Source organism: Phycicoccus ginsengisoli (genome assembly GCF_054779295.1).
Genome location: NZ_BAAGYN010000008.1, coordinates 65,965 through 85,074, shown reverse-complemented (window position 1 = coordinate 85,074; position 19,110 = coordinate 65,965). Strand labels below are relative to the sequence as shown.

The 19,110-nt window shown below is 73.8% G+C and carries 19 protein-coding genes; 11 read left to right on the top strand and 8 right to left on the bottom strand.

The features are described 5' to 3' along the window. The first annotated feature begins 282 nt into the window (after positions 1–282). Complete coding sequence (locus ACYVDO_RS14280) at positions 283–1,293, top strand: aldo/keto reductase family protein (RefSeq protein ID WP_460937019.1); 1,011 nt, start codon at positions 283–285, stop codon at positions 1,291–1,293. Positions 1,294–1,410: 117 nt separating this feature from the next. Here the strand turns inward: ACYVDO_RS14280 and ACYVDO_RS14275 are convergent, their stop codons facing one another. Beyond that, entirely contained in the window at positions 1,411–2,199 is a 789-nt protein-coding gene (locus ACYVDO_RS14275) for a hypothetical protein (RefSeq protein ID WP_460937017.1), read from the bottom strand. A 177-nt stretch (positions 2,200–2,376) separates the two neighbouring features. On the opposite strand from ACYVDO_RS14275, the gene ACYVDO_RS14270 reads away from it, so the two are divergent. Further along, positions 2,377–2,802 carry an SRPBCC family protein gene (locus tag ACYVDO_RS14270; protein WP_460937015.1) on the top strand — a complete coding sequence of 142 codons (426 nt, stop codon included), beginning with the start codon at positions 2,377–2,379 and terminating at the stop codon, positions 2,800–2,802. Between the two features lie 30 nt (positions 2,803–2,832). On the opposite strand, the gene ACYVDO_RS14265 is transcribed toward ACYVDO_RS14270, so the two are convergent. Continuing rightward, complete coding sequence (locus ACYVDO_RS14265; RefSeq protein ID WP_460937013.1) at positions 2,833–4,179, bottom strand: MFS transporter; 1,347 nt, start codon at positions 4,177–4,179, stop codon at positions 2,833–2,835. 218 nt (positions 4,180–4,397) lie between these two features. Between ACYVDO_RS14265 and ACYVDO_RS14260 the strand changes: the two genes are divergently transcribed. Then, positions 4,398–5,273 carry a LysR substrate-binding domain-containing protein gene (locus ACYVDO_RS14260; protein ID WP_460937011.1) on the top strand — a complete coding sequence of 292 codons (876 nt, stop codon included), beginning with the start codon at positions 4,398–4,400 and terminating at the stop codon, positions 5,271–5,273. Between the two features lie 174 nt (positions 5,274–5,447). Here the strand turns inward: ACYVDO_RS14260 and ACYVDO_RS14255 are convergent, their stop codons facing one another. Continuing rightward, entirely contained in the window at positions 5,448–7,784 is a 2,337-nt protein-coding gene (locus tag ACYVDO_RS14255) for an FG-GAP-like repeat-containing protein (RefSeq protein ID WP_460937009.1), read from the bottom strand. Between the two features lie 153 nt (positions 7,785–7,937). Continuing rightward, positions 7,938–8,276 carry a MerR family transcriptional regulator gene (locus ACYVDO_RS14250; RefSeq protein ID WP_460937007.1) on the bottom strand — a complete coding sequence of 113 codons (339 nt, stop codon included), beginning with the start codon at positions 8,274–8,276 and terminating at the stop codon, positions 7,938–7,940. 166 nt (positions 8,277–8,442) lie between these two features. On the opposite strand from ACYVDO_RS14250, the gene ACYVDO_RS14245 reads away from it, so the two are divergent. Then, positions 8,443–8,865, top strand: coding sequence for an Hsp20/alpha crystallin family protein (locus tag ACYVDO_RS14245; protein ID WP_460937005.1), 423 nt, complete (start codon positions 8,443–8,445; stop codon positions 8,863–8,865). 37 nt (positions 8,866–8,902) lie between these two features. Then, positions 8,903–9,208, top strand: coding sequence for a hypothetical protein (locus ACYVDO_RS14240; protein WP_460937003.1), 306 nt, complete (start codon positions 8,903–8,905; stop codon positions 9,206–9,208). A 128-nt stretch (positions 9,209–9,336) separates the two neighbouring features. On the opposite strand, the gene ACYVDO_RS14235 is transcribed toward ACYVDO_RS14240, so the two are convergent. The 3 genes from ACYVDO_RS14235 to ACYVDO_RS14225 form a co-directional block, all read right to left on the bottom strand. Beyond that, positions 9,337–12,066, bottom strand: coding sequence for a glucosidase family protein (locus tag ACYVDO_RS14235; protein WP_460937001.1), 2,730 nt, complete (start codon positions 12,064–12,066; stop codon positions 9,337–9,339). Positions 12,067–12,247: 181 nt separating this feature from the next. Further along, complete coding sequence (locus ACYVDO_RS14230; RefSeq protein ID WP_460936999.1) at positions 12,248–12,565, bottom strand: hypothetical protein; 318 nt, start codon at positions 12,563–12,565, stop codon at positions 12,248–12,250. Between the two features lie 281 nt (positions 12,566–12,846). Next, complete coding sequence (locus ACYVDO_RS14225) at positions 12,847–13,155, bottom strand: hypothetical protein (RefSeq protein ID WP_460936997.1); 309 nt, start codon at positions 13,153–13,155, stop codon at positions 12,847–12,849. Between the two features lie 444 nt (positions 13,156–13,599). Here ACYVDO_RS14225 and ACYVDO_RS14220 point away from each other — a divergent pair, with 444 nt between their 5' ends. The 4 genes from ACYVDO_RS14220 to ACYVDO_RS14205 all read left to right on the top strand — a co-directional run bounded on the left by ACYVDO_RS14220 (position 13,600) and on the right by ACYVDO_RS14205 (position 16,503). Then, positions 13,600–13,803 carry a DUF4177 domain-containing protein gene (locus ACYVDO_RS14220; protein ID WP_460936995.1) on the top strand — a complete coding sequence of 68 codons (204 nt, stop codon included), beginning with the start codon at positions 13,600–13,602 and terminating at the stop codon, positions 13,801–13,803. Positions 13,804–13,916: 113 nt separating this feature from the next. Beyond that, entirely contained in the window at positions 13,917–15,602 is a 1,686-nt protein-coding gene (locus ACYVDO_RS14215) for an RNA polymerase sigma factor (RefSeq protein ID WP_460936993.1), read from the top strand. Positions 15,603–15,644: 42 nt separating this feature from the next. Continuing rightward, the gene (locus tag ACYVDO_RS14210; protein ID WP_460936991.1) at positions 15,645–16,010 is read left to right on the top strand and encodes a hypothetical protein; all 366 of its coding nucleotides are present in this window, start codon (positions 15,645–15,647) and stop codon (positions 16,008–16,010) included. After that, positions 16,003–16,503 carry a hypothetical protein gene (locus tag ACYVDO_RS14205; protein WP_460936989.1) on the top strand — a complete coding sequence of 167 codons (501 nt, stop codon included), beginning with the start codon at positions 16,003–16,005 and terminating at the stop codon, positions 16,501–16,503. The genes ACYVDO_RS14210 and ACYVDO_RS14205 overlap by 8 nt, the downstream gene beginning before the upstream one ends. Positions 16,504–16,746: 243 nt before the next feature. Here ACYVDO_RS14205 and ACYVDO_RS14200 read toward each other — a convergent pair whose 3' ends face one another. Further along, positions 16,747–17,193 carry a nitroreductase family deazaflavin-dependent oxidoreductase gene (locus tag ACYVDO_RS14200; RefSeq protein WP_460936987.1) on the bottom strand — a complete coding sequence of 149 codons (447 nt, stop codon included), beginning with the start codon at positions 17,191–17,193 and terminating at the stop codon, positions 16,747–16,749. A 109-nt stretch (positions 17,194–17,302) separates the two neighbouring features. Here ACYVDO_RS14200 and ACYVDO_RS14195 point away from each other — a divergent pair, with 109 nt between their 5' ends. Both ACYVDO_RS14195 and ACYVDO_RS14190 read left to right on the top strand, forming a co-directional pair. Further along, positions 17,303–17,713 (top strand): hypothetical protein, encoded by a 411-nt coding sequence (locus ACYVDO_RS14195; protein ID WP_460936985.1) that lies wholly within the window; start codon positions 17,303–17,305, stop codon positions 17,711–17,713. After that, a complete protein-coding gene (locus ACYVDO_RS14190; protein WP_460936983.1) occupies positions 17,710–18,954 on the top strand; it encodes a hypothetical protein in 1,245 nt (414 codons plus the stop codon). The genes ACYVDO_RS14195 and ACYVDO_RS14190 overlap by 4 nt, the downstream gene beginning before the upstream one ends. Positions 18,955–19,110 lie beyond the last annotated feature (156 nt).

Genomic DNA, 19,110 nt, shown 5'->3' with positions numbered 1-19,110 from the left:
CGCTCCAGGAGTCGGTGCACGACTGGGCGCCGAGAGAGGCCGTCCAGGCCGCCCCTCGTCGGCCGGCGGTCCGCACGGTATGCCGCGAGCCCACCGTCCGATCAGGGCCGAAGGTCCCGACCTGTCCGGGTTCCCTGTCCAGCCACTGCGTGCCCCAGCCACTGCGTGCCCCAGCCACTGCGTGCCCCAGCCACTGCGTGCCCCAACCACTTGTGCGCCCAAGCCAGCGCGTCCCGCAGCCCCCGGAGCGCGCGTCGCGGGCACCCGGCATACGGTTGAACCATGAACTTCCGATATCTCGGCAACAGTGGTCTCAAGATCTCCGAGATCACCTACGGCAACTGGCTCACCCACGGCTCGCAGGTCGAGAACGACGTCGCCACGCAGTGCGTGCAGGCGGCGCTCGACGCGGGCATCAGCACGTTCGACACCGCCGACGTCTACGCCAACACCAAGGCGGAGACGGTGCTCGGCGAGGCACTCAAGGGCGAGCGGCGCGAGAGCCTCGAGATCTTCACCAAGGTGTACTGGCCGACCGGGCCCGGCGGGAAGAACGACACCGGCCTGTCGCGCAAGCACATCATGGAGTCGATCAACGGCTCGCTGCAGCGGCTGCAGACCGACTACGTCGACCTCTACCAGGCGCACCGGTACGACACCGAGACCCCGCTCGAGGAGACGATGACGGCCTTCGCCGACGTCGTCCGCCAGGGCAAGGCGCTCTACATCGGCGTCAGCGAGTGGACCGCCGAGCAGATCCGCGAGGGCCACAAGCTGGCCCAGGAGCTCAACATCCAGCTCATCTCGAGCCAGCCGCAGTACTCCATGCTGTGGCGGGTCATCGAGGGCGAGGTCGTCCCGACCTGCGAGGAGCTCGGCATCAGCCAGATCGTGTGGAGCCCGATCGCCCAGGGCGTGCTCACCGGCAAGTACCAGCCGGGCCAGCCCGCGCCGGAGGGCTCGCGCGCCGCGGACGAGAAGGGCGGCGCCGACATGATCAAGCGGTTCATGAACGACGACGTCCTCACCCGCGTCCAGAAGCTCAAGCCGATCGCGGACGAGGCGGGCCTGTCCATGGCCCAGCTCGCCGTCGCGTGGGTCCTGCAGAACCCGAACGTCGCCGCCGCGCTCGTCGGCGCCTCGCGCCCCGAGCAGGTGCACGAGAACGTCAAGGCCGCGGGCGTCACGCTCGAGGCCGCGCAGCTGAAGGCGATCGACGAAGCCCTCGGCGACATCGTCGAGCGCGACCCCGGCAAGACCAAGGAGACCGCGCCGCAGACGCGCGTCGCCTGACGCTTCACCACAGGGCGGCGCCTCTCCGGGGGCGCCGCACCGAGCACGAGCTCGTATGCCGCGGGGCGGCCGGTTCACGTCGAACCGGCCGCCCCGCGCGGCACACCCCCGACGAGCTCAGCCCCAGCGCTGGAAGGGGGAGTCGGCGCCGGACGGTCCAGAGGTGCGTGACTGTGTCGCAGCGGCGGCGGTCGAGCACCTGTCGGCGAGGGCACGAAGGTCGTCCGGGAGGATCGCGAGCAGGTTGCACCGGATGCGCACCACGTCGCGGACCCGGCCGCCGGGCGTCGTGATGTGGCCGTGCAGCAGCAGGTCGTCCGGCCGGTCCGGGTACCACCGGTTGCTCGTCGGCTTGTCCTCGACCGACCGCAGGTCGGACCAGGCGAGGCGCCAGCGCGGGCGGCGGCGTCGCCAGATACCGGAGGCGTCGAGACAGATCTCGTAGCTGCGGGCGTACAGCCACAGGACCAGCACGACGCCACTCGCGGCGAGCACGAGGTCCGACTGGACCCGGAGCCCGTCCTCGGCCATGCCCCACGCCGCGAGGGCCATGAGGGCCACCAGCAGCGGTGGCACCAGGCGCACCGCTGCCCGCGGGCGCAGCACCACGCCGCCGGCTCGCGGACGGGCGCCGGAGGGGACCGGGATGGCGCCTGCCGCCCGGGCCTCGCGTGCGTCCGCCGCGACCGCCCGCTGCCAGGTCCGTCCCACCCACCGGAGGGCGCCGAACGAGACGAGGACGACCACGACACCGGCGACGAGAACGCCTGCTCCACGGGTGTTGCCCTCGCGCCACCGGGCGAGACCGCCGACGGCGAGCGACAGGCCGACCATCATGGCGATCGACGCCGTGCCCACGAGTGCCCTGCGCCGTCCCTCCCGCGCGTGCGGCTCTCGTGACGACATGTCGGGAGGGTAGTGGGCGAGACGCCGGGTTCGTCCCGTTTCCACGATGTCCGGCCGGGACTCCCGGCACCGGGAGTCGATCCGACCGAGCCATTGCCAAGGACCCCCTGGGCGCGGTCGACTGTGGGGGTGGGTGCTGCCCACCCGGGGCGGTGCCGCTGCACACGGAGGTTCCCCATGAGCACTGAGGTCGAGGCCCTGCCCGACGACGCCGCGGCCGGCGAGCCGGAGGTTGGCGTGCACGCCAGCGCCACGGTCCCCGCCGGTCCCTCGCAGGTCTGGCAGCACCTCATCAGTCCGGCCGGCACCGAGGCCCTCCTCGGCGACGGCGCCCGCCTCGGCAGCAAGGGGGAGCCGTGGCACGCGGCGGACGGCACCCACGGCGTCGTGCGCAGCTACCACCCGCTCGAGCAGATCCGGGTCTCCTGGCACCCGGACGAGGACGGACCGCTCAGCATGCTCGACGTCCAGCTGCACCCTGACGGGAACGGGACCCGGCTCGACCTCTACCACGAGGGTCGCGGCATCGCGGGCGACCCGCGCGGCGACCAGCAGCACTGGGTGGACGCCCTCGGACGACTCGCCGGCGGCATGACCGGCTGACGGCCCAGAGGCCCGGGAGAATGGCCTGGCTCAGTGGCTGCGGGCCACCAGGGACGGCCGGGGGAGCCGCACCGACATCGACGTGACGCCGAGGCGCAGTGAGGCCGCCTTCGCGAGGTGCCGGCACACCAGCACCGTGACGATCGCGGGGACGGCGCCCGAGGCGAGCAGCGCGGCCCGCGCTCCGTGTGCCTCGGCGAGCCACCCCACCACGGGACCGCCCACGGCGCCGCTGCCGATGAACACGAGCATGTAGACGCCCACCACCCGTCCGCGCAGGTGGTCGGTCGCCGCGAGCTGCACCAGCGACTGGGCGGAGGTGAGGAACCCGAGGTTGGCCGCGCCGACGGCCACGAGCAGCACCGCGAACACGACCTGACCCGGGACCAGCGACGCCACGAGCAGCGCAGTCGCGAGAGCCGCGCCCGCCTTGCCGACCGTGCGCAGCCGCAGGGGCCGGGTGCGACGCGCGGTGGTGAGGGCGCCCCCGAGGGCGCCGAGGGCGACGACGCCGTTGAGCAGCCCCAGACCCGAGGCCCCGGAGTGGAACTCGTTCTTGGCGAACGCCGCGAGCGTCACGGGCAGGCTGATGGTGAAGAACCCGAACGCGCCCACCATGACCACCGGCCACAGGACGGTCGGCGTCGACACGGCATACCGGAGCCCGTCGCGGACCCCGGGCCGGCCGGCGCCCTCGACGGCCGCGGCGAGGTGGCGGGCCCGGGCGTCGGCACGCGTCGGGGTGTCGCGCATGAGCAGCAGCGCGATCACGGGGGCGACGAAGGTCGCGGCGTTGACCGCGAACGCCCACCCGGCGCCGACGGTGCCCATGAGGACACCACCGATCACGGGACCGGCCATCGCGCCGATCTGGAAGGTGGACGAGACCAGGCTGATCGCGTTGGGCAGCTGCGTCCCGGGGACCACCTCGGAGACGAACGACTGCCGGGTGGGGTTGTCGACGGCGGCGATGACCCCCAGCACCGCGGCGAGGACGAAGACGTGCCACACCTGCACGCGCCCGCTGAGCGCGAGGACGGCGAGCACCGCGGCGGTCGTGGCCATCGAGGCCTGCGTGATGAGCAGGATCAACCGCTTGGGCAGCCGGTCCGCCAGCAGGCCGGCGTGCAGGCCGAACACGAGGGTGGGGACGAACTGGCAGGCGGTGGTGATCCCGACCGCTGTGGGGCTGTCGGTGAGGGTCAGCACCAGCCAGTCCTGGGCGATGCGCTGGATCCACCCGCCGGTGCCCGAGACGAGGAGCCCGGACAGCAGGAGCCGGAAGTTCCGGTTGGCGAGGGAGGGGAAGGTCCGCGAGAAGTGCTGCGGCAGAAGAGGTCTGGCGATTCGGACAGAGGCGGCGTCGGTGGAGCTCAAGGGGTCGTCCTGGCGAGTGGCGGCGGGTGGTGGAGTCGTACGGTGGACAGCAACAGGGTCCAGTGTCCTCCCCGTCGGCACGAGAGACGCTATCGTTTCGGGGAATCAGTCCTATAAGTGTCATTGCGTTCCGTGATGATGCGCCCGAGCCGTCGACGCGGCCCCTGCCTCAGGAGCCACGTCGCGGCGCCACTCGAGAGGCCCGGGAGGGTGTGGTCGTGTACGACCCGGAGCTGTTGCGCACGTTCCTCGCCGTCGTGCAGTCGCTGAGCTTCACTCGCGCCGCGGAGTCACTCGGCATCCGCCAGCCGACGGTGAGCCAGCACGTCCGCAGGCTCGAGGAGGCTGTCGGGAGACCGCTGCTCGTCCGGGACACGCGCAGCGTGGCACTGACCTCCGACGGCGAGGCGATGGCGGGATTTGCCCGCGACATCCTGGCGGCCCAGGACCGGGCCGTCGGCTGGTTCACCGGATCAGGCCTGCAGGGCCGGCTGCGGTTCGGCGTCACCGACGACCTCGCCCTCACGCCGCTCCCGCGCATCCTGCGCGACTTCCGGCAGCTCTACCCCCGGATCGACCTCGAGCTCACCGTCCTGCAGAACGAGAGCCTGATCCGCCGGATCGAGTCGGGCCACCTCGACGTCGCCTTCGTCAAGAGCAGCCCCGGCCAGCAACCGGCGGTGCGTGGGCAGCTCGTCCGCCGCGACCAGCTCGTGTGGTGCGGCATCGACGGCACCCGGATCGACCCCGAGCAGCCCGTCCCGCTCGTCGTCTACCAGGCGCCCAGCCTGAGCCGGGCCCTCAGCGTCCAGGCGCTCGAGAAGGTCGACCGCCGCAGCCGCATCACCTGCACCGTGCGGGGCGTCAACGGCGTGCTGGCGGCGGTCCGGGCGGGCCTCGGGATCGCGGTGCTCGCCCGCACCCTCATGCCCTCTGACCTCGTCGAGCTGCCCTCCTCCTTCGGGTTGCCGAAGCTGCCGCAGCTCGACCTCGTGCTGCTGACCCGCAAGCAGGCGCCTGCCGAGGCCGCCAAGGCGCTCACCTCCGCCATCCTGGCCAGCGGCGCGCCGCTGACCCCGGTCGCGGGTCGCTGACCCGACGGCACAGCCGGTCGGCGACCGCCGTCGCCGGTCGGTGACCCAGTCGCGGGCCGGTGACCCAGTCGCGGCTCGGTGACCCAGTCGCGGCCCGGTGACCCAGTCGCGGGCCGGTGGCCCGACGGCGCGCCAGGTCGGTGCGCCGGCCGCTCTCGCTCAGGGCACGCTCGCTCAGCGCACGCCGACGATGCGGGTGGTGGCGCCCCACGGTGCCCGCACGACCTTGCGAGTCGCGAACGCGCCCCGCCCGTTGCCGGCAAAGACGTAGTCGACGTTGCCCGGGGTGCGCGCGACGAGGTCCGCCCGGCCGTCGCCGGTGAGGTCACCGGTGGAGAAGACCGTGTTGTACGCCTGCCAGCCGGTCGAGATGACCTGCCCCGGCTGGTAACCGGTCGCGGTCGACGTCCTGATCCCGGTGCCGCGGTAGAGGTAGAGCTTCCCGGCCGGGGTGCGGCCGAGCAGGTCCACCCGGCCGTCGCCGGTGACGTCGCCGGGGGTGATCATCTGGGCGTACATCTGCCACCCGGTGCCGATCCGTCGCCAGGCGCCGGTGAACCCGCCCCTGCCGTTGCCGGCGAGCAGCCACAGCTCGCCGTTCGCCTTGCGCGCCAACAGGTCCGGCTTGCCGTCGCCCGTCCAGTCGCCGGGGGTCACGAGGTCGGTGTAGGCCGCCCAGCCCCGCGCGATGAGCGTCCGGCCGGGGACGAGGTCGCCCTTGCCGTTGCCGCGATAGAGGTACACGTCGCCGGTGGGCGTGATCCCCAGGACGTCGGAGAGGCGGTCGCCGGTGAGGTCACCGGGCGAGACGACCTGGCGGTAGATGTTCCACCCGCCGCCGATCCGCTTCGGGGTGCCGAAGCCGACTCCGTGGGCGGGGTAGGAGTACAGGTCGCCGCTCGCCGTGCGGCCGAGCACGTCGCCCCTGCCGTCCGCGTCGAGACCCGGGACGGCCCTGCCCGGGGACGGCGTGGGCGTGGTTGGGGTCGGGGTGGTGGGAGTTGGTGTGGTGGGTGTCGGGGTGGCCGGTGTCGGGGTGGTCGGCGGCTTGGGCACAGCGACCTTCGTGTAGCTGAGACCGGACAGGGCCCGCCAGTCGTTGCCCGCGACCTTGCCCGTGACGGCGAGCTGGGCCGCCTTCTGGAACTTCTGCACGCCGCCGGCCGTGGCCGGACCGAAGTCGCCGTCCGCCGCACCGACGGAGTAGCCACGGCGGTTGAGCTCGAGCTGCAGGTCGCGCACGGCATACCCGGTCGAGCCGGTGGCGAGCGTGAGCGAGCCGTAGGTCGCCCACAGCGTCTCGGTCGGCACCGGGACCGGCCCACTGGTGGTGGAGTAGCGCGCGTACAGCGCCGCCTTGCTGCGGATCGTCGCCATCTGCGGGTAGAGGTACCTGCCCGGGCAGAGGGTGTACGACGTGTTCTGGTGCGCGTTGACCGTCGGCAGGGTGGCCACGACGCCGGCGGCGTACTTGGTGCCGGTGCCGCCGGCGGAAGTGAGGCGGGTCGTGCCCAGCGGGTCGACGCCGTACTGCGACAGCTTCCAGCCCGCGACCTTCGCGATGGAGTCGACCATGACCGCGGGAGCCGCGGCGGTCTCGTAGTTGCCGAGCGCCGCGATGCCCATGGTGTCGGTGTTGAAGCCCATGGCGTGGGCGCCGCGGACGGCCTTGGTGATCGAGCCTGCCCGGCCCTCGTAGACCCGGCCGAACTTGTCGACGAGGAAGTTGTAGGCGATGTCGGACCAGCCGAGACCACGGGTGTCGTAGGCGTAGATGCCGCGGATCTGGGCCGCGGCGGTGGCCGCCGTGTAGTCGTTGGAGCTGGCGGTGTGGTGGATGACGATCGCCTTGACCGTCGAGTTGTACGTCGTGGACCCGCGCAGCGACTCGTCGGCGCCCCACTGCTGGCGGGTGATGATCGTCGGCGTGATCGCGGCCGCCGACGCCGACGCGGCGGGCGTGCTCGGCGTGAGGTGCTGGTCGGCGGCGGACGAGCCCGGGTCGATGGTGGTGACCCGCAGGTCGGGCAGGGGCTGGCCGTCGGTCGTGTCGACCCGCACCTGGATGGCCGTCGCGCCGTCGGTGACGAGCGGGTTGGACCCGACGCGGGCGCCGACGGACTCGGCGGTGCCCACCTGGGGCCCGTCGTCGCTGACACCGAGGTCCTCCCAGCCCGTCCAGCCGGACGTCTCGAGCAGCCGGGCCTGGACGGTGATGTCGGCCTTGCGCAGGGGGGTCGAGCGCGACCAGGAGACGCCGGCGACGGTGAACCGCGGCCGGGTCTCGGGGGCGGTGAGGGTGCTCAGCACGTGGCCGGGACGGACGGCGCGGCGGTCCCAGAGCCGGCCAGCGGACAGCGGGTCGACCCCGCGGGCGCCGGTGGTCTCGACCCGGGGGGCGACCGGGTGGGGGGTGACCGGGGCGGCGAAGGAGACGGTCGGCAGGGCCACGAAGACGGGGGTGATCGCGACGGCGGCGAGGGCAGCGGGGAGAAGGCGCACGAGAGACATCCGGGGGGATCGTCGGGGGAAACGGGGTGACAGGTGTGACGACAGTGAAGGGTGGCACCGGGGGTTGCCCTCTGTCGCATTTCTCCCGGGCAAATGGCCGTTCGGACGAGGCCTCCTCGGCGTGTCGACGCAACCCCGCGGCGTGTCGTGGGGCTAGCCGTCTGCGCGCAGACGCGCGTTGTCCCTGCGGAGGGCGGCGTTTCGGTGTCGCAGCGTGCGGTTGGCGTCGGTGAGGGAGCGGTTGTCGTCCTGGAGGTCGAGCACCATCCGGACGGCCGAGAGGGTCACCCCGTCGTCGACGAGGTCGGAGACGCGCCGGATCCGCTCGACGTCGTCGGCGCTGTAGCGGCGCGTGCCACCCTCGGTGCGCGCGGGGGTGACCAGGCCGTGCTGCTCGTAGAGGCGCAGCGTGGGGACGGCGAGCTCGGCCAGCTCGGCGGCGACCGAGATGGAGTAGACGGGGCGGCCGCCGCGACCCTCCTCCTGTGTCACCGGCGGGGCCCGCCGGCGGGGTGCATCCCGCGGCCGGTCGATCGCGCCACCCGGCGGGTCCGAACCCTTGACAGATCGTATGCGGTGTGGTTAGAAAATCTATAGCGCACGACTCAGATCCTAGCAGTCGGAGCGCTGACGACATTCATCACTGGAGGTGGTTGAGATGCTGATGCGGACTGACCAGTTCCGCGAGCTGGACCAGCTGGCCCAGCAGGTGTTGGGGACGATGGCCCGTCCCACCGTGATGCCCATGGACGCGTGGCGCGAGGGCGACCGGTTCGTGGTCGAGTTCGACCTGCCGGGTGTCGACCCGTCGTCCATCGACCTCGACGTCGAGCGCAACGTCCTCACCGTGCGGGCCGAGCGCCCGCGGGTCGGCGACGAGCACGAGTCGATCGCCGCCGAACGCCCCCGGGGCGTGTTCAGCCGGCAGCTCTTCCTCGGCGACACGCTCGACCTCGACCGGATCGACGCGTCGTACGCCGACGGCGTGCTGCGGCTGACGGTGCCCATCGCGGAAGCGGCCAAGCCGCGCAAGATCGAGATCAACGCGGGTCACCGCACCCCGCACGCCATCTCCGCCTGACGGGCGGCCGAGCGCTGGGAAGGAGGTGGTCGAGCCGATGACCGTGGTCGGGACGGCGACGACCGCACAGGCGTGGGGCGCGCTGGAGCTGGACCCCGGCGTGGGGACCGATGCCGCGTGGGCCCGGGTGGACCTGCTGCTCGAGGACGAGCAGTGGCTCCACGAGGAGTTCGAGGCCCTGACGGCCGACCTGGAGCAGCCGATGCCCCCACAGCCCTGTGCACCCGACCGCGCGGACCGTCGCAGGCCGCGGCGGAACCGGCGCCGCTGGGCGGTGCAGGGACCGCCGGCTGCCGGAGCCCACGGGCACGTCCCGGGGCGCGAGCGGTCGCCGCCCGGCTGACAGGCGGATGCGAGAGGTCCCACCGGGCTCGCGCCCGGTGGGACCTCCGTGCTGTCAGGCCTGGGTCAGCGGCTGTCAGGCTTGGGTCAGCGGCTGTCAGGCCTGGGTCAGCCGCTGTCAGGCCGGGGTCAGCGCGTCGTCACGACCAGCGTGTGCGAGCCGGCCCCCGTCGGCACGGTGACCTCCAGCCCGCGGTTCGTGGTCCGGGTCGTCGGGTGCTTGACCACCTGGCCGTCGAGGAGCACCGTGCCCACCCGACTGCCGCGCGGCAGGGTGTGGCCGATCCAGACCTGGTCCGCACCGACCGCCCGCTCGACGTCGATCGTGGTCGTGTACCGCGAGCCGCTCACGGACGCCGCCACGTCGGCATACCCGCCGCCGAGGCGGATCCGGTCGCCGGAGACGGATGGCTGGCCCTGCGGCACCTGCGGCACGACGACGAGCCGGCCGTTGCCGAGGTCGGGCTGGACGCCGAGCCACTGGTGCACGACCGCCCACGCGGTGCCGTAGTTGCCCCACGCCTGCATGAACATCGAGCGGCAGGTCCAGCAGCGGTCGATGTTCGCGCCCTGGTCCGGCGACGGGAAGATCTCCGGCATGGCGCCGGGCTGCTCGTCCGGCGTGCCTCCGGTCGCGGGCTCGGCGAACATCGGGTCGGCCAGCGCGTGCGTGTACCGCTGCTGCTGACCGGCTCCGAGGCGCCCGTAGTTGCCCTCGCCGATCGACTGGATCGACGTGGTCAGGCCGAAGATGACCTTCTCACCCTGTCCGTTGGCGCCACCGCCGCAGCCGGTGTGGAACAGGCCGGTGGAGAGCGGCGGGGTGCCGCTGTAGCAGTCGTTCTCCCGGCCGGCGAGGGCCGCGGTGCCGTGGGCGTAGGGAGCGAGGCCGGCCTGGGGGCGGCCGTTGACGGTGAGCTCGGCCTCCATCGGCGTCTGCCCGATCCAGTGCTTCTGGAACGACTGGACGTTGCCCGGGTCGACGAGCGAGTCGGCGTACTGCGACGCCGCGGCGTACCACCAGGTCGAGTCGAACCGGTCGTGGATCTTCCGGGCGAGGTTCTTGGCCCACGCGTAGGTGCGCCCGTCGTGCTTGGCCCTGGCCATGTCGGCGAGGTCGTACAGCCCGCGGATGTAGTAGACGGTGTTGTCGAGCTTCTCCTGGCCCATGCCGCCGCGCTCGACGTTGCCGAGGCCCTCGGGCCAGCCGTCGTGGTCGGCGTCGAGGGTGTTCGTCACGTACCTGAGGTTGCGGACGGCGAAGTCGTACATCTCGTCACGGAAGGCGTTGTCGCCGGTCCAGCGCCACAGCAGGGCGACGGTGCTCGGGAACTTCACCGTCTCGTCGGTGTTGAAGTCGTACGACGTGGTGCCGTCGGCGTTCTGCGTGCGCGAGTCGTGGCCGAACCAGATCGACCCGTCGGAGACCACCTCGTGGGTGACGACCCCGGAGCGGTTGTTGAGGATGTCGGAGATCTGCTGGAGGGCGCGGAGGTGGTCCTTGATCGCCTCGAACTGCCCGACCGAGACGGCCGCGAACGCGGTGTACTCCGCGTCGGTGCCGAAGATCCAGGGGTAGTCCGGGAAGCCCGCACCGATCCAGGTCGCCTTGTCCACGGTGCCCGAGGGCGGTGGGAACTGCTTGCCCTGGTTGGTCCAGCGGACCTGCAGGTCGGTGGCGGTCTGGGTCAGGTCGGCCATGTTCTGCTTGCCCCACTCGACGGCCTGCTGCACCAGCGGGTCACCGGGCAGCGACAGCTGCGTCATCTGGGAGAGGGCCTTGCGCTCGGCCTTCTTGGCGGCCAGTGCCGCCTCGGGGTCGGCGAGCGCCTTGGCGAGCTCGCCGCGGGCGGACGCCAGGCCCTGGTCGGAGCCGGCCACCGCGAGCCAGATGGTCTTCGAGCCACCTGCGGGCAGGTCCAGGGAGTAGGTCAGCTCGCCGCCGGTCCCCTTGCCGAAGGGTCCGTCGTCGCACGCGGACGGCTTGGGCTCGGCCGGGGCGCCGGGCTCGGTGCCGGTGCAGCGGTGGCCGGGCTGTGGGCCGTAGTACTGGCCGCCGATGCTCCCGGACGTCGGGGTGGCGGCGGTGCCGACGAGCGCGGCGTAGTGGTGGGTCGGCGCACCGGGCAGGGCGCCGTCGTCGGTGAAGACGAGGTTCTTCCCGTCGTAGGAACCCTGGTCGGGCAGGTTGTCGCTGGCGTTGGGCGTGACCCCGGAGAAGCCCCAGGGGTACTGGCCCATGAGCTCGGAGTGCGCGTCGACCGACAGCTTGGCGGTGCGGGCGGCGCCAGGGTTGGTGACGGTGAGCCCGAAGAGCGCGCCGCGCACGCCGTCGGGGACGAAGTCGGTGCGCGCGACCTTGAGGCCCGCGGTGTCGGGGAGGTCGTACCGGGTGTAGCCCCAACCGCTGGTGAACGTCGTGGCCGGTCCGACCCACTGGTCGTCGAGGCCGAACCAGACACCGTCGACCATCTTCATCGGCGGCGTCCAGACACCCCCCATCTCGCCGGTGATGTGCCAGCCGTTGGCGTAGAAGCGGCCGTCCTCGAAGCCGATGGAGTAGGCGCGGGTGCCGGCCGAGACCTCGCGCCGGTCGGCGAGGCGGGTGCTCACGGACAGCTCGTCACCCGAGCCGGCTGCTGCCGCGGTGGAGCCGGCCGCAGTGGCGGTCGTGGTGGTGGCTCCTCGGGAGAGGGCCAGGGGACCGGTGCCGGCCGCGACACCGGCTGCGGTGCCGGGCATGGCACCGGGTGCGGTGCCTGGGGTGGCACCGGGGGCGGCGCTCGCGGGCAGCTGCGCCGCCAGCACCGTGGTTCCTACCGCCAGCGCGCTGGCGGCTGCGAGGAGAGATCGAGACATCGGGCGTCCTCCGACCCAGAAGGGGAGCGGCGCCGGTCGGCGTCGCCTGGGTGGTCGGGACAAGACGCCCAAGACGGATTCGGACGGCTTTGTCCGGACTGTCGGAACGTACACCCGGTGTGGAGGGCGGGCAACGGCGTGCGGCAGGCCCTCGGGCGGCAGCCCGCGTGGGCTCCCCGCGCTACAGGGAGCCCGCGGTGCGGATGGCGTCGAGCCGGTGCACGAGGTCGTCGGCGCGGGTCTCGACGACGGAGCGGTGCTCGGCTGCCGTGAGCCGGCGCCGGGCTGCGACGAGGTCGGTGCGGTTCGTGCCGCCGGCCCGGGACGCGAGGTCCAGGCGTCCCGACTGGAGGTCGGCCATGCAGCCGAGGCAGAGGATGCCCTCGTCCGAGGACAGGTACCCGACGCGCTCGCCGGCGAAGGCGACCTCGCCGCAGCCGCAGGGGGCGGGCTGGGCCAGGCGGACCAGGGTCGGCAGGGTGCGCGTCGTGCTGTCCATGGGGTGCGACGCTAGGGGCACCGGCGGGCGCCGCACCCCCGGTGGGCGCCACCCCACCCGTTCGGATGATGCGGTTTCGTGCGGTTGGCGGATCGAGGAGCCCGGATGCTGCGTTCTGCCGCGGCCGCGGCCGGGGGCGGGGGGCGGGCCGAGTCTCGTGCCGGGGCGGGGGACGGGCACGAGCCGGCGCCGCCTGTCGGAACCGGCTGTGCGACTGCTGGAGTCGTCGGACCACGGGGTCGTCCGGCTCCGGCGCCGGCTGCCCTGAGGCGCCGCGACCGTCAGCCGGAGGCCTTCCGCTGGGCCTGCCAGGCCAGCCGGATCGCCGACCTGATCGCCGCGGCGTCCCCGTCGAGGTCGGCCTGCACCTTGTGGTGGGCCTCCCACCGGGGCGGCACGCCGAAGGTCTCCGGGTGGAGCTCGAGCAGCCGTTCGCGGTCCGTGCCCCCGACCCGCACGAGGACCGTCCCCGGCTCGTCCTGGCGGACGACCAGGCGGTCGTCCACGTACCACGCCGCGCGGCCGGGGTGTCCCTTGCGCCGGCACCCGGGCAGGGTCCTCGCATACTCGTCGATCTCCTCGAGGGTCACCGTCCCATGGTGGCCCCGCGCCGAGGACGCCGCCACGCTCGAGGGTCCACAAGGTCAGGACCAAGGTCCCTGTTGCGCCGGGACCGGTTGCGGGAGAAAGGGATTGCACCTTCGGGAACGAAGGTGGACCGGAAGGACAGCCCAGTCCGTGACCGTGGTGCAAGCCACGGTGATCGCCCCCGACGAGGGTGGCGGGCCGCTCCGTCCTCCCGGTAGCCGAGAGCCCGTCACTCCCGGACGACGAGGCCCTGGGCGGTTTGCGAATCAGCCCGGGGCCTCGCCACGCCCCGGGGCCACCCGCCTTGCGGGGGGAGCGCCGACCGCTGTGTGGCCCCTCGCCGGGGTGCGTGTCGCCCGGGGGCTCCTCACCGAGTGCGCCGCCGCGTGCCCGCCGGCTTCGGCGAAGGGGGGTCAGGCCGGGGCGGGGCTGGCTAGGCTCCGGTCATGTACGAGTACAGGGTCGTCCAGGTCAGGGAGGGGCTGATCGGCGGCAAGATGTCGGCCGACAAGCTCGAGAAGGTGCTCAACGAGTGGGCCCGCAAGGGCTGGCAGTGCAAGGCCATCACGGCCGTCGAGGTCAAGGGGCGGATCGGCCCGGGCGGGACCGAGGGAGTGCTCGTGACGTTCGAGCGCCAGACCTCGGGCTGAGGCCACCTCCCTCTCGCACACCCACCGTCGGGGCGCCTACGCCTGCTGGTGGAGCACGACTCGACCCGAACGGCTGAGGGCACCACCGGGTGCAGGGGCCCGATACTGGACCCGTGCTGGACACCGACTTCTCGCGCACGGTGCGCGCAGCACAGGCGGGGGATGAGGCGGCCTTCGTCCGGTTGTGGCGGGACGCGAACCCCCTGCTCGTGCGCTACCTGCGGGTGGTCGGCTACGACGACCCGTACGACGGTGCGTGCGAGGCCTGGATCACCGTGGTGCGCGGGCTGCCGCAGTTCACCGGCGACGACATGGACTGGCTCGTGTGGCTGCTGTCCTGCGCCAGGCTGCGTGCCCACGAGGGCTCCCTGCGCCGGGCGTGGGGTTCGGTCGAGGTGACGCCGGGCGTGGGCCTGCCGGTGGGAGCGCCCCAGCGTCACACGGTCGAGGACGACCTCGCCGCTGCCGCCGTCGAGGACCCGCGCACCCGCGGCATCGCCGACTCGCTCGCCGCCCTGCGCAGCCTCCCGCTGGGGCAGGGTGAGGTGCTCGTGCTGCGCTTCGGGGCCGGGCTGTCGGCCCGCGACACCGCGCGCGTCGCCGGCGTGGACGAGGTCACGGTGCGCCGGCTCACCCAGCGTGGGCTCGAACGCCTCGGGGTCGACCAGGACCTGCTGCGCTGGTCGCTCACCGCGCCCCGGTCGGTCGCGGAGCTGGCCGACGAGCGGGTGGTGGTGGGCGCGTTCTCCGGCCACGGAGGCTCGGGTGGCTCCGCCGGCCACCGCACGGGTGGGCGTCGCCCGGGTGGACGGTCGGCCGACCGCCGACCGGGCACCGCTCGTTCGGGCCCGGCCCGTCCGGGCGCCAGGGTGATCGCCACGGTGCGCGTCCCCGGCGCGGCGGCACCGGAGCGAAGGGGCGGCCCGGCCTCGGCTGCTCGCCGGGGTGCCACGAGCGCCGCTCGACGCTCTCGCGGCGCCGCGCTCGCCGTGGGCGTCGTCGCCGCGTCGGTGATGTCGCTCGGGGGCCTCGGCGCCGCGGCATACGTGGGCGTCCTCCCGGCTCCGGTCCAGCAGGCGATGCACGACGCCATCGGTGCACCGGCCCCGCAGGGCGGGCCGGGCCGGCCGGGCTCCTCCGCCTCGGGCGCGTCGGGCACGTCCAGCGCGTCCACGACACGAACGACCCCCGGCGGACGCGCCGGGGGCGCAGGGCCAGCAGGCAGCCCCTCCGCTGCGGCGGTCACCGGGTTGTGCCGGGCCTGGGCCGCCGACCAGGCGGCCGGCACCGCGCGGGACCGCTCGACCGCGTTCCGAGACCTCGCCCAGCGCGCCGGTGGGGCCGCCCAGGTGCCGGCGTACTGTTCCGCAGCAGCAGCGGCGCCGACCTCGCAGGCCGTCCCGGGCCCCGGGCAGGGGTCGGGCTCGCACCCGGGTGGCACGCCGGCCCGGACCCCGGCGCGGACGCCGAACCCGCACTCGACCTCGCCCGGGAAGGGCACGGTGCGGACCCCGGACCCGCACCCCACCACGCCGCGGTCCACCACGCCGCGGTCCACCACACCTCGCCCCGGCACGTCCCGCCCCGCGGTCCCGGGAGGCACCAAGCCCGCCGCGGGCACGACGAACGGGTCCACGCCCCGCCCGAACGGTACCGGCAAGGGGGCGACGAGGACCGCGGCGACCACCGGGACGACGGGGACCACCGGGACCGCTGGTACCGGGAGCGCCGGCACAGCGGCTGTCGGCACCGGCGGGAGCGGCGCCGGACCGGCTGGCCGGACCGCGTCGAAGCCGTGACCGGTCGCGGCCACCTGCGCCGGCTGCCGTAGGCTTCGCGCCGTGCTGTTCCCGTTGACCGTCGCCGTGGGCGTGGTGGCGCTCATCCTGCTGGCCCTCTCGGGCTGGTACGCCGCGCGGGGCCGGCTGCTCGACGACCGGCTGCTCCTCACCGGGGCGGTGCTGGAGCTCGGCCTGCTCGTGCAGCTCGTCGTGGCGCTGGTCCACGTCGGACAGGTGACCGGTGGTGGGGCGGAGCGGGCGACGTTCGCGGCGTATGCCGTCACCCTGCCGTTCGTGCCACCGCTGGCGTTGTTCACGGCGCTCAAGGAGAAGACGCGCTGGGCGATGGTCGTCGTGGCCGTCGGCGCGTTCGGCGTCGCCGTGATGACGGCCCGCCTGCAGCAGATCTGGAACCTCGGTGCCTGACAGCGTGCCGGGCGCCACCCCCGGTCCGACGCCGGACCCCTCGCCGGACCCTTCGCGCGCGGACACGGCCGGCCCGCGGTCGACCCGCTCGGGCCCGGGGATCATCCTGGTCTCCGTCTACGGCCTGCTGGCCCTGGCCGCGACCGGCCGGTCGGTGCTGCAGATCCTCGAGTACTTCTCCCGGGCGCCGCTGGCGTACGTGCTCTCGGCGGTGGCGGCCGTCATCTACCTGGTGGCGACGGTCGCCCTGGCCCGAGGCGACCGGACCTCCCGCCGCGTGGCACTGGCTGCCATCAGCGTGGAGCTGGTCGGGGTGCTCGTCGTCGGCCTGGCGTCGTACCTCGCCCCGAGCGCCTTCCCCGACAAGACGGTGTGGTCGCACTTCGGTTCCGGGTACGGCTTCGTCCCGCTCGTGCTGCCGGTCCTCGGCCTGCTGTGGCTGCGGCGGACCGCCCGTCCGGCGCCGGCGACGGAGTCCGGCTCGGGCGACTAGTCGTAGGCGACTGGCGCTGGTTGCCTGTCGCTGGTTGCCTGTCGCTGGTCGCTGGTCGCTGGTCGCTGGTCGCTGGTCGCTGGTCGCTGGTCGCTGGTCGCCGCTCGCAGGTCGCGTTCGCCTGGCGACGGTCGGCCACCGGGGTGGCCGACCGTCGAGGCGAGAGCATCCACCCAGCTCAGTACCGCCAGACCGGTTCCAGCTCAGGTCGGGTCAGGTCGGTACTGCCAGGTGTGATGCCGGCTAGGAGGCGTCCTCGACGGGCTCGAGGACGAAGACGGGGATGAGCCGGTCGGTCTTGGTCTGGTACTCCGCGTAGGGCGGGTAGGCCGCGACGCACCGCTCCCACCACTGGGCGCGCTCCTCACCCTCGATCTCGCGGGCGCGGACGGTCCAGGTGCGGTCGTCGTCCTGGAGGTCCAGCACCGGGTTCTTGCGCACGTTGGCGTACCACGCGGGGTGCTCCGGGGCGCCGCCCTTGCTGGCCACGGCGGCATACACGCCCTCGTGCTCGACCCGCATGAGCGGCACCTTGCGCACCTTGCCGGACACACCCAGCATCGTCAGCATCACGACCGGCCGGTCCATGACCTGTACCGAGCGCGTGGTGCCCGTGCGCTCGATGGTCTCGACCTGGTCGCGGACCCACGAGGTGGGGCTGGGGGCGTACTCACCTTGAATCGTCGTCATGGTGACCACAACACCACGGGCGCGCGGTTTGTTGCATGCCGGGGGAGCGCCAGCCGGCGGGGTTGTGGACAACGGCGGCGCGGCGCCTCCCGCGTCCTAGCCTCGGGGGATGACGAGGATCCGCGTCACGCCCGAGGCGCTCGGTGCCCTGGCCGGCGCCCTGTCGGGAGTGGCCGACGAGCTCGCCTGGTGCTCCGGCCTGGCCGGCACCGACGCCTGGGCCCTCGGTCCCGGCGACACCCCCCGGGCCCTTCGGCGGCTCCTGGGCGACTTCGAGCACCAGCGGCTGCTGCTCGGCCGTTCCTGCGAGGCGCTGTCGGCGGCGGTGCGGACGGCTGGTGCTGCCTACGCCGAGGTCGACGACGGCGTCGCAGCCGGCGTCGCAGCCGGCCTCGCAGCCGGCGGCGCGGCGCCGGTCGGACCCCCGGCGGCAGCAGCAGGCGGGGCAGGCAGTGACAGCGCAGGGGAGGACAGCACAGGGGACGACGGCGCAGGGGGCGGCTCGGGAGGGGCCTGGTGAGGGGTCCGCAACCGATCGGCGGCGACCCCGCCACGGTCCGGCAGCTCGCCCGCACGCTCGCGGGCCAGGGCGACTGGCTCGCGTCCCTCGCCGGCATCCTGCGGGGCCTCGCCGACCCCGCCGTCGCCAGGTGGGACAGCCCGGCGGGCGAGGCCTTCGGACGGCGCGGCGCGGACGTCGCCGGGGTGGTGGACCGGGTGTCGCGCCGGTATGCCGTGGCCGCCAGGGCGCTGCTCGGGCTCGCCGAGGCGCTCGCCCGGACCCAGGCTGCGGTCGGCCAGGCGCAGCGGGCGCACGACGAGGCGTGGCCGGAGTTCCTCGCAGCCGGGGACGCCGTGGCCCTCGCGGAGGCGAGCGACGACCCGTCCGTCCGGTCGACCGCCCCGCGGCTGAGGGCGCGGATGGTCGAGGCGGGGGAGCGGGTGGAGCTCGTCCAGCGGCAGGCCGACGAGGCGCACGAGCAGTACCGGCTGGCCGACCGGGAGTGCGCGAAGGTACTCTGCGGGCTGCTCTCGGACGGGCTCACCGACGGCGGCTGGTACGACGCCGTGACCGCCACCCGGGACGTCGCCCGGTCCGTGGGCGGCGTCGCGGGGCTGGCGGCGAGTGTCCCGTTCCCGCCGCTCCAGACGGTCGCCGCGCCGGTGGCCGCGGTCGCCGACGGGGTGGGGCTGGCGACGGACGCCACGGTCCTCGCGGTCTGGGGCGACGGCTCGTGGTCCTCGGTCGCGCTCGGTGCCACTGCGGCAGCGGTCGGACCGGTCGCCGGCGTGCTCAAGAACGGTGCGCGGGCCACCAACGCCGCCGCCCAGGCCGCTGCCGCGACGCGGGTGGAGCGGCGGGGCCTGCGGCTCGGCGTCCGGCACCGGCTGGCCGCCGGGATCGGGGCTCCCGGCGCGCGCTCGTACGGCAAGGCGCCCACCCCCGCGACCAGGACCGTGCCGTGGACGCTGCCGTCGCGCCACCCCCGGGCGTGGGGCCGGTGGGCGGTCGACCAGGCCGAGGTGCGGACCCGGGCGGCGGTGCAGAACCGCTGGCTGGACGACTGGCGGGTGATCACGGGTACACCGGGGACGTCCACCTCCATGCTCGTCTCCGCGTGGGGGGTCGAGGCGGGGGGTTCGGTCCTGGGCACGGTGGACTCGGCCCGGGGGAGGCGCGCTGCGCAGGAGCAGGACCGAGCCGCCGCCCAGGCCGGTCACCGAGCGCAGCTGCGGGAGCAGCCCACGCCCGACCGGTGATCCGCAGGTGGGGCTCCCACCGGTGTTTGCGCAGGTCGCGCCCGGACGGGGTCGGTGGCGCGCGGGTGCTGCCGGTCGCTGACGCGCAGGTGGCGGCCTATCGTTGACTGACCGGGATGTCCGGAAATACGCTCCATTGAGCAAAAGCCAACTTCC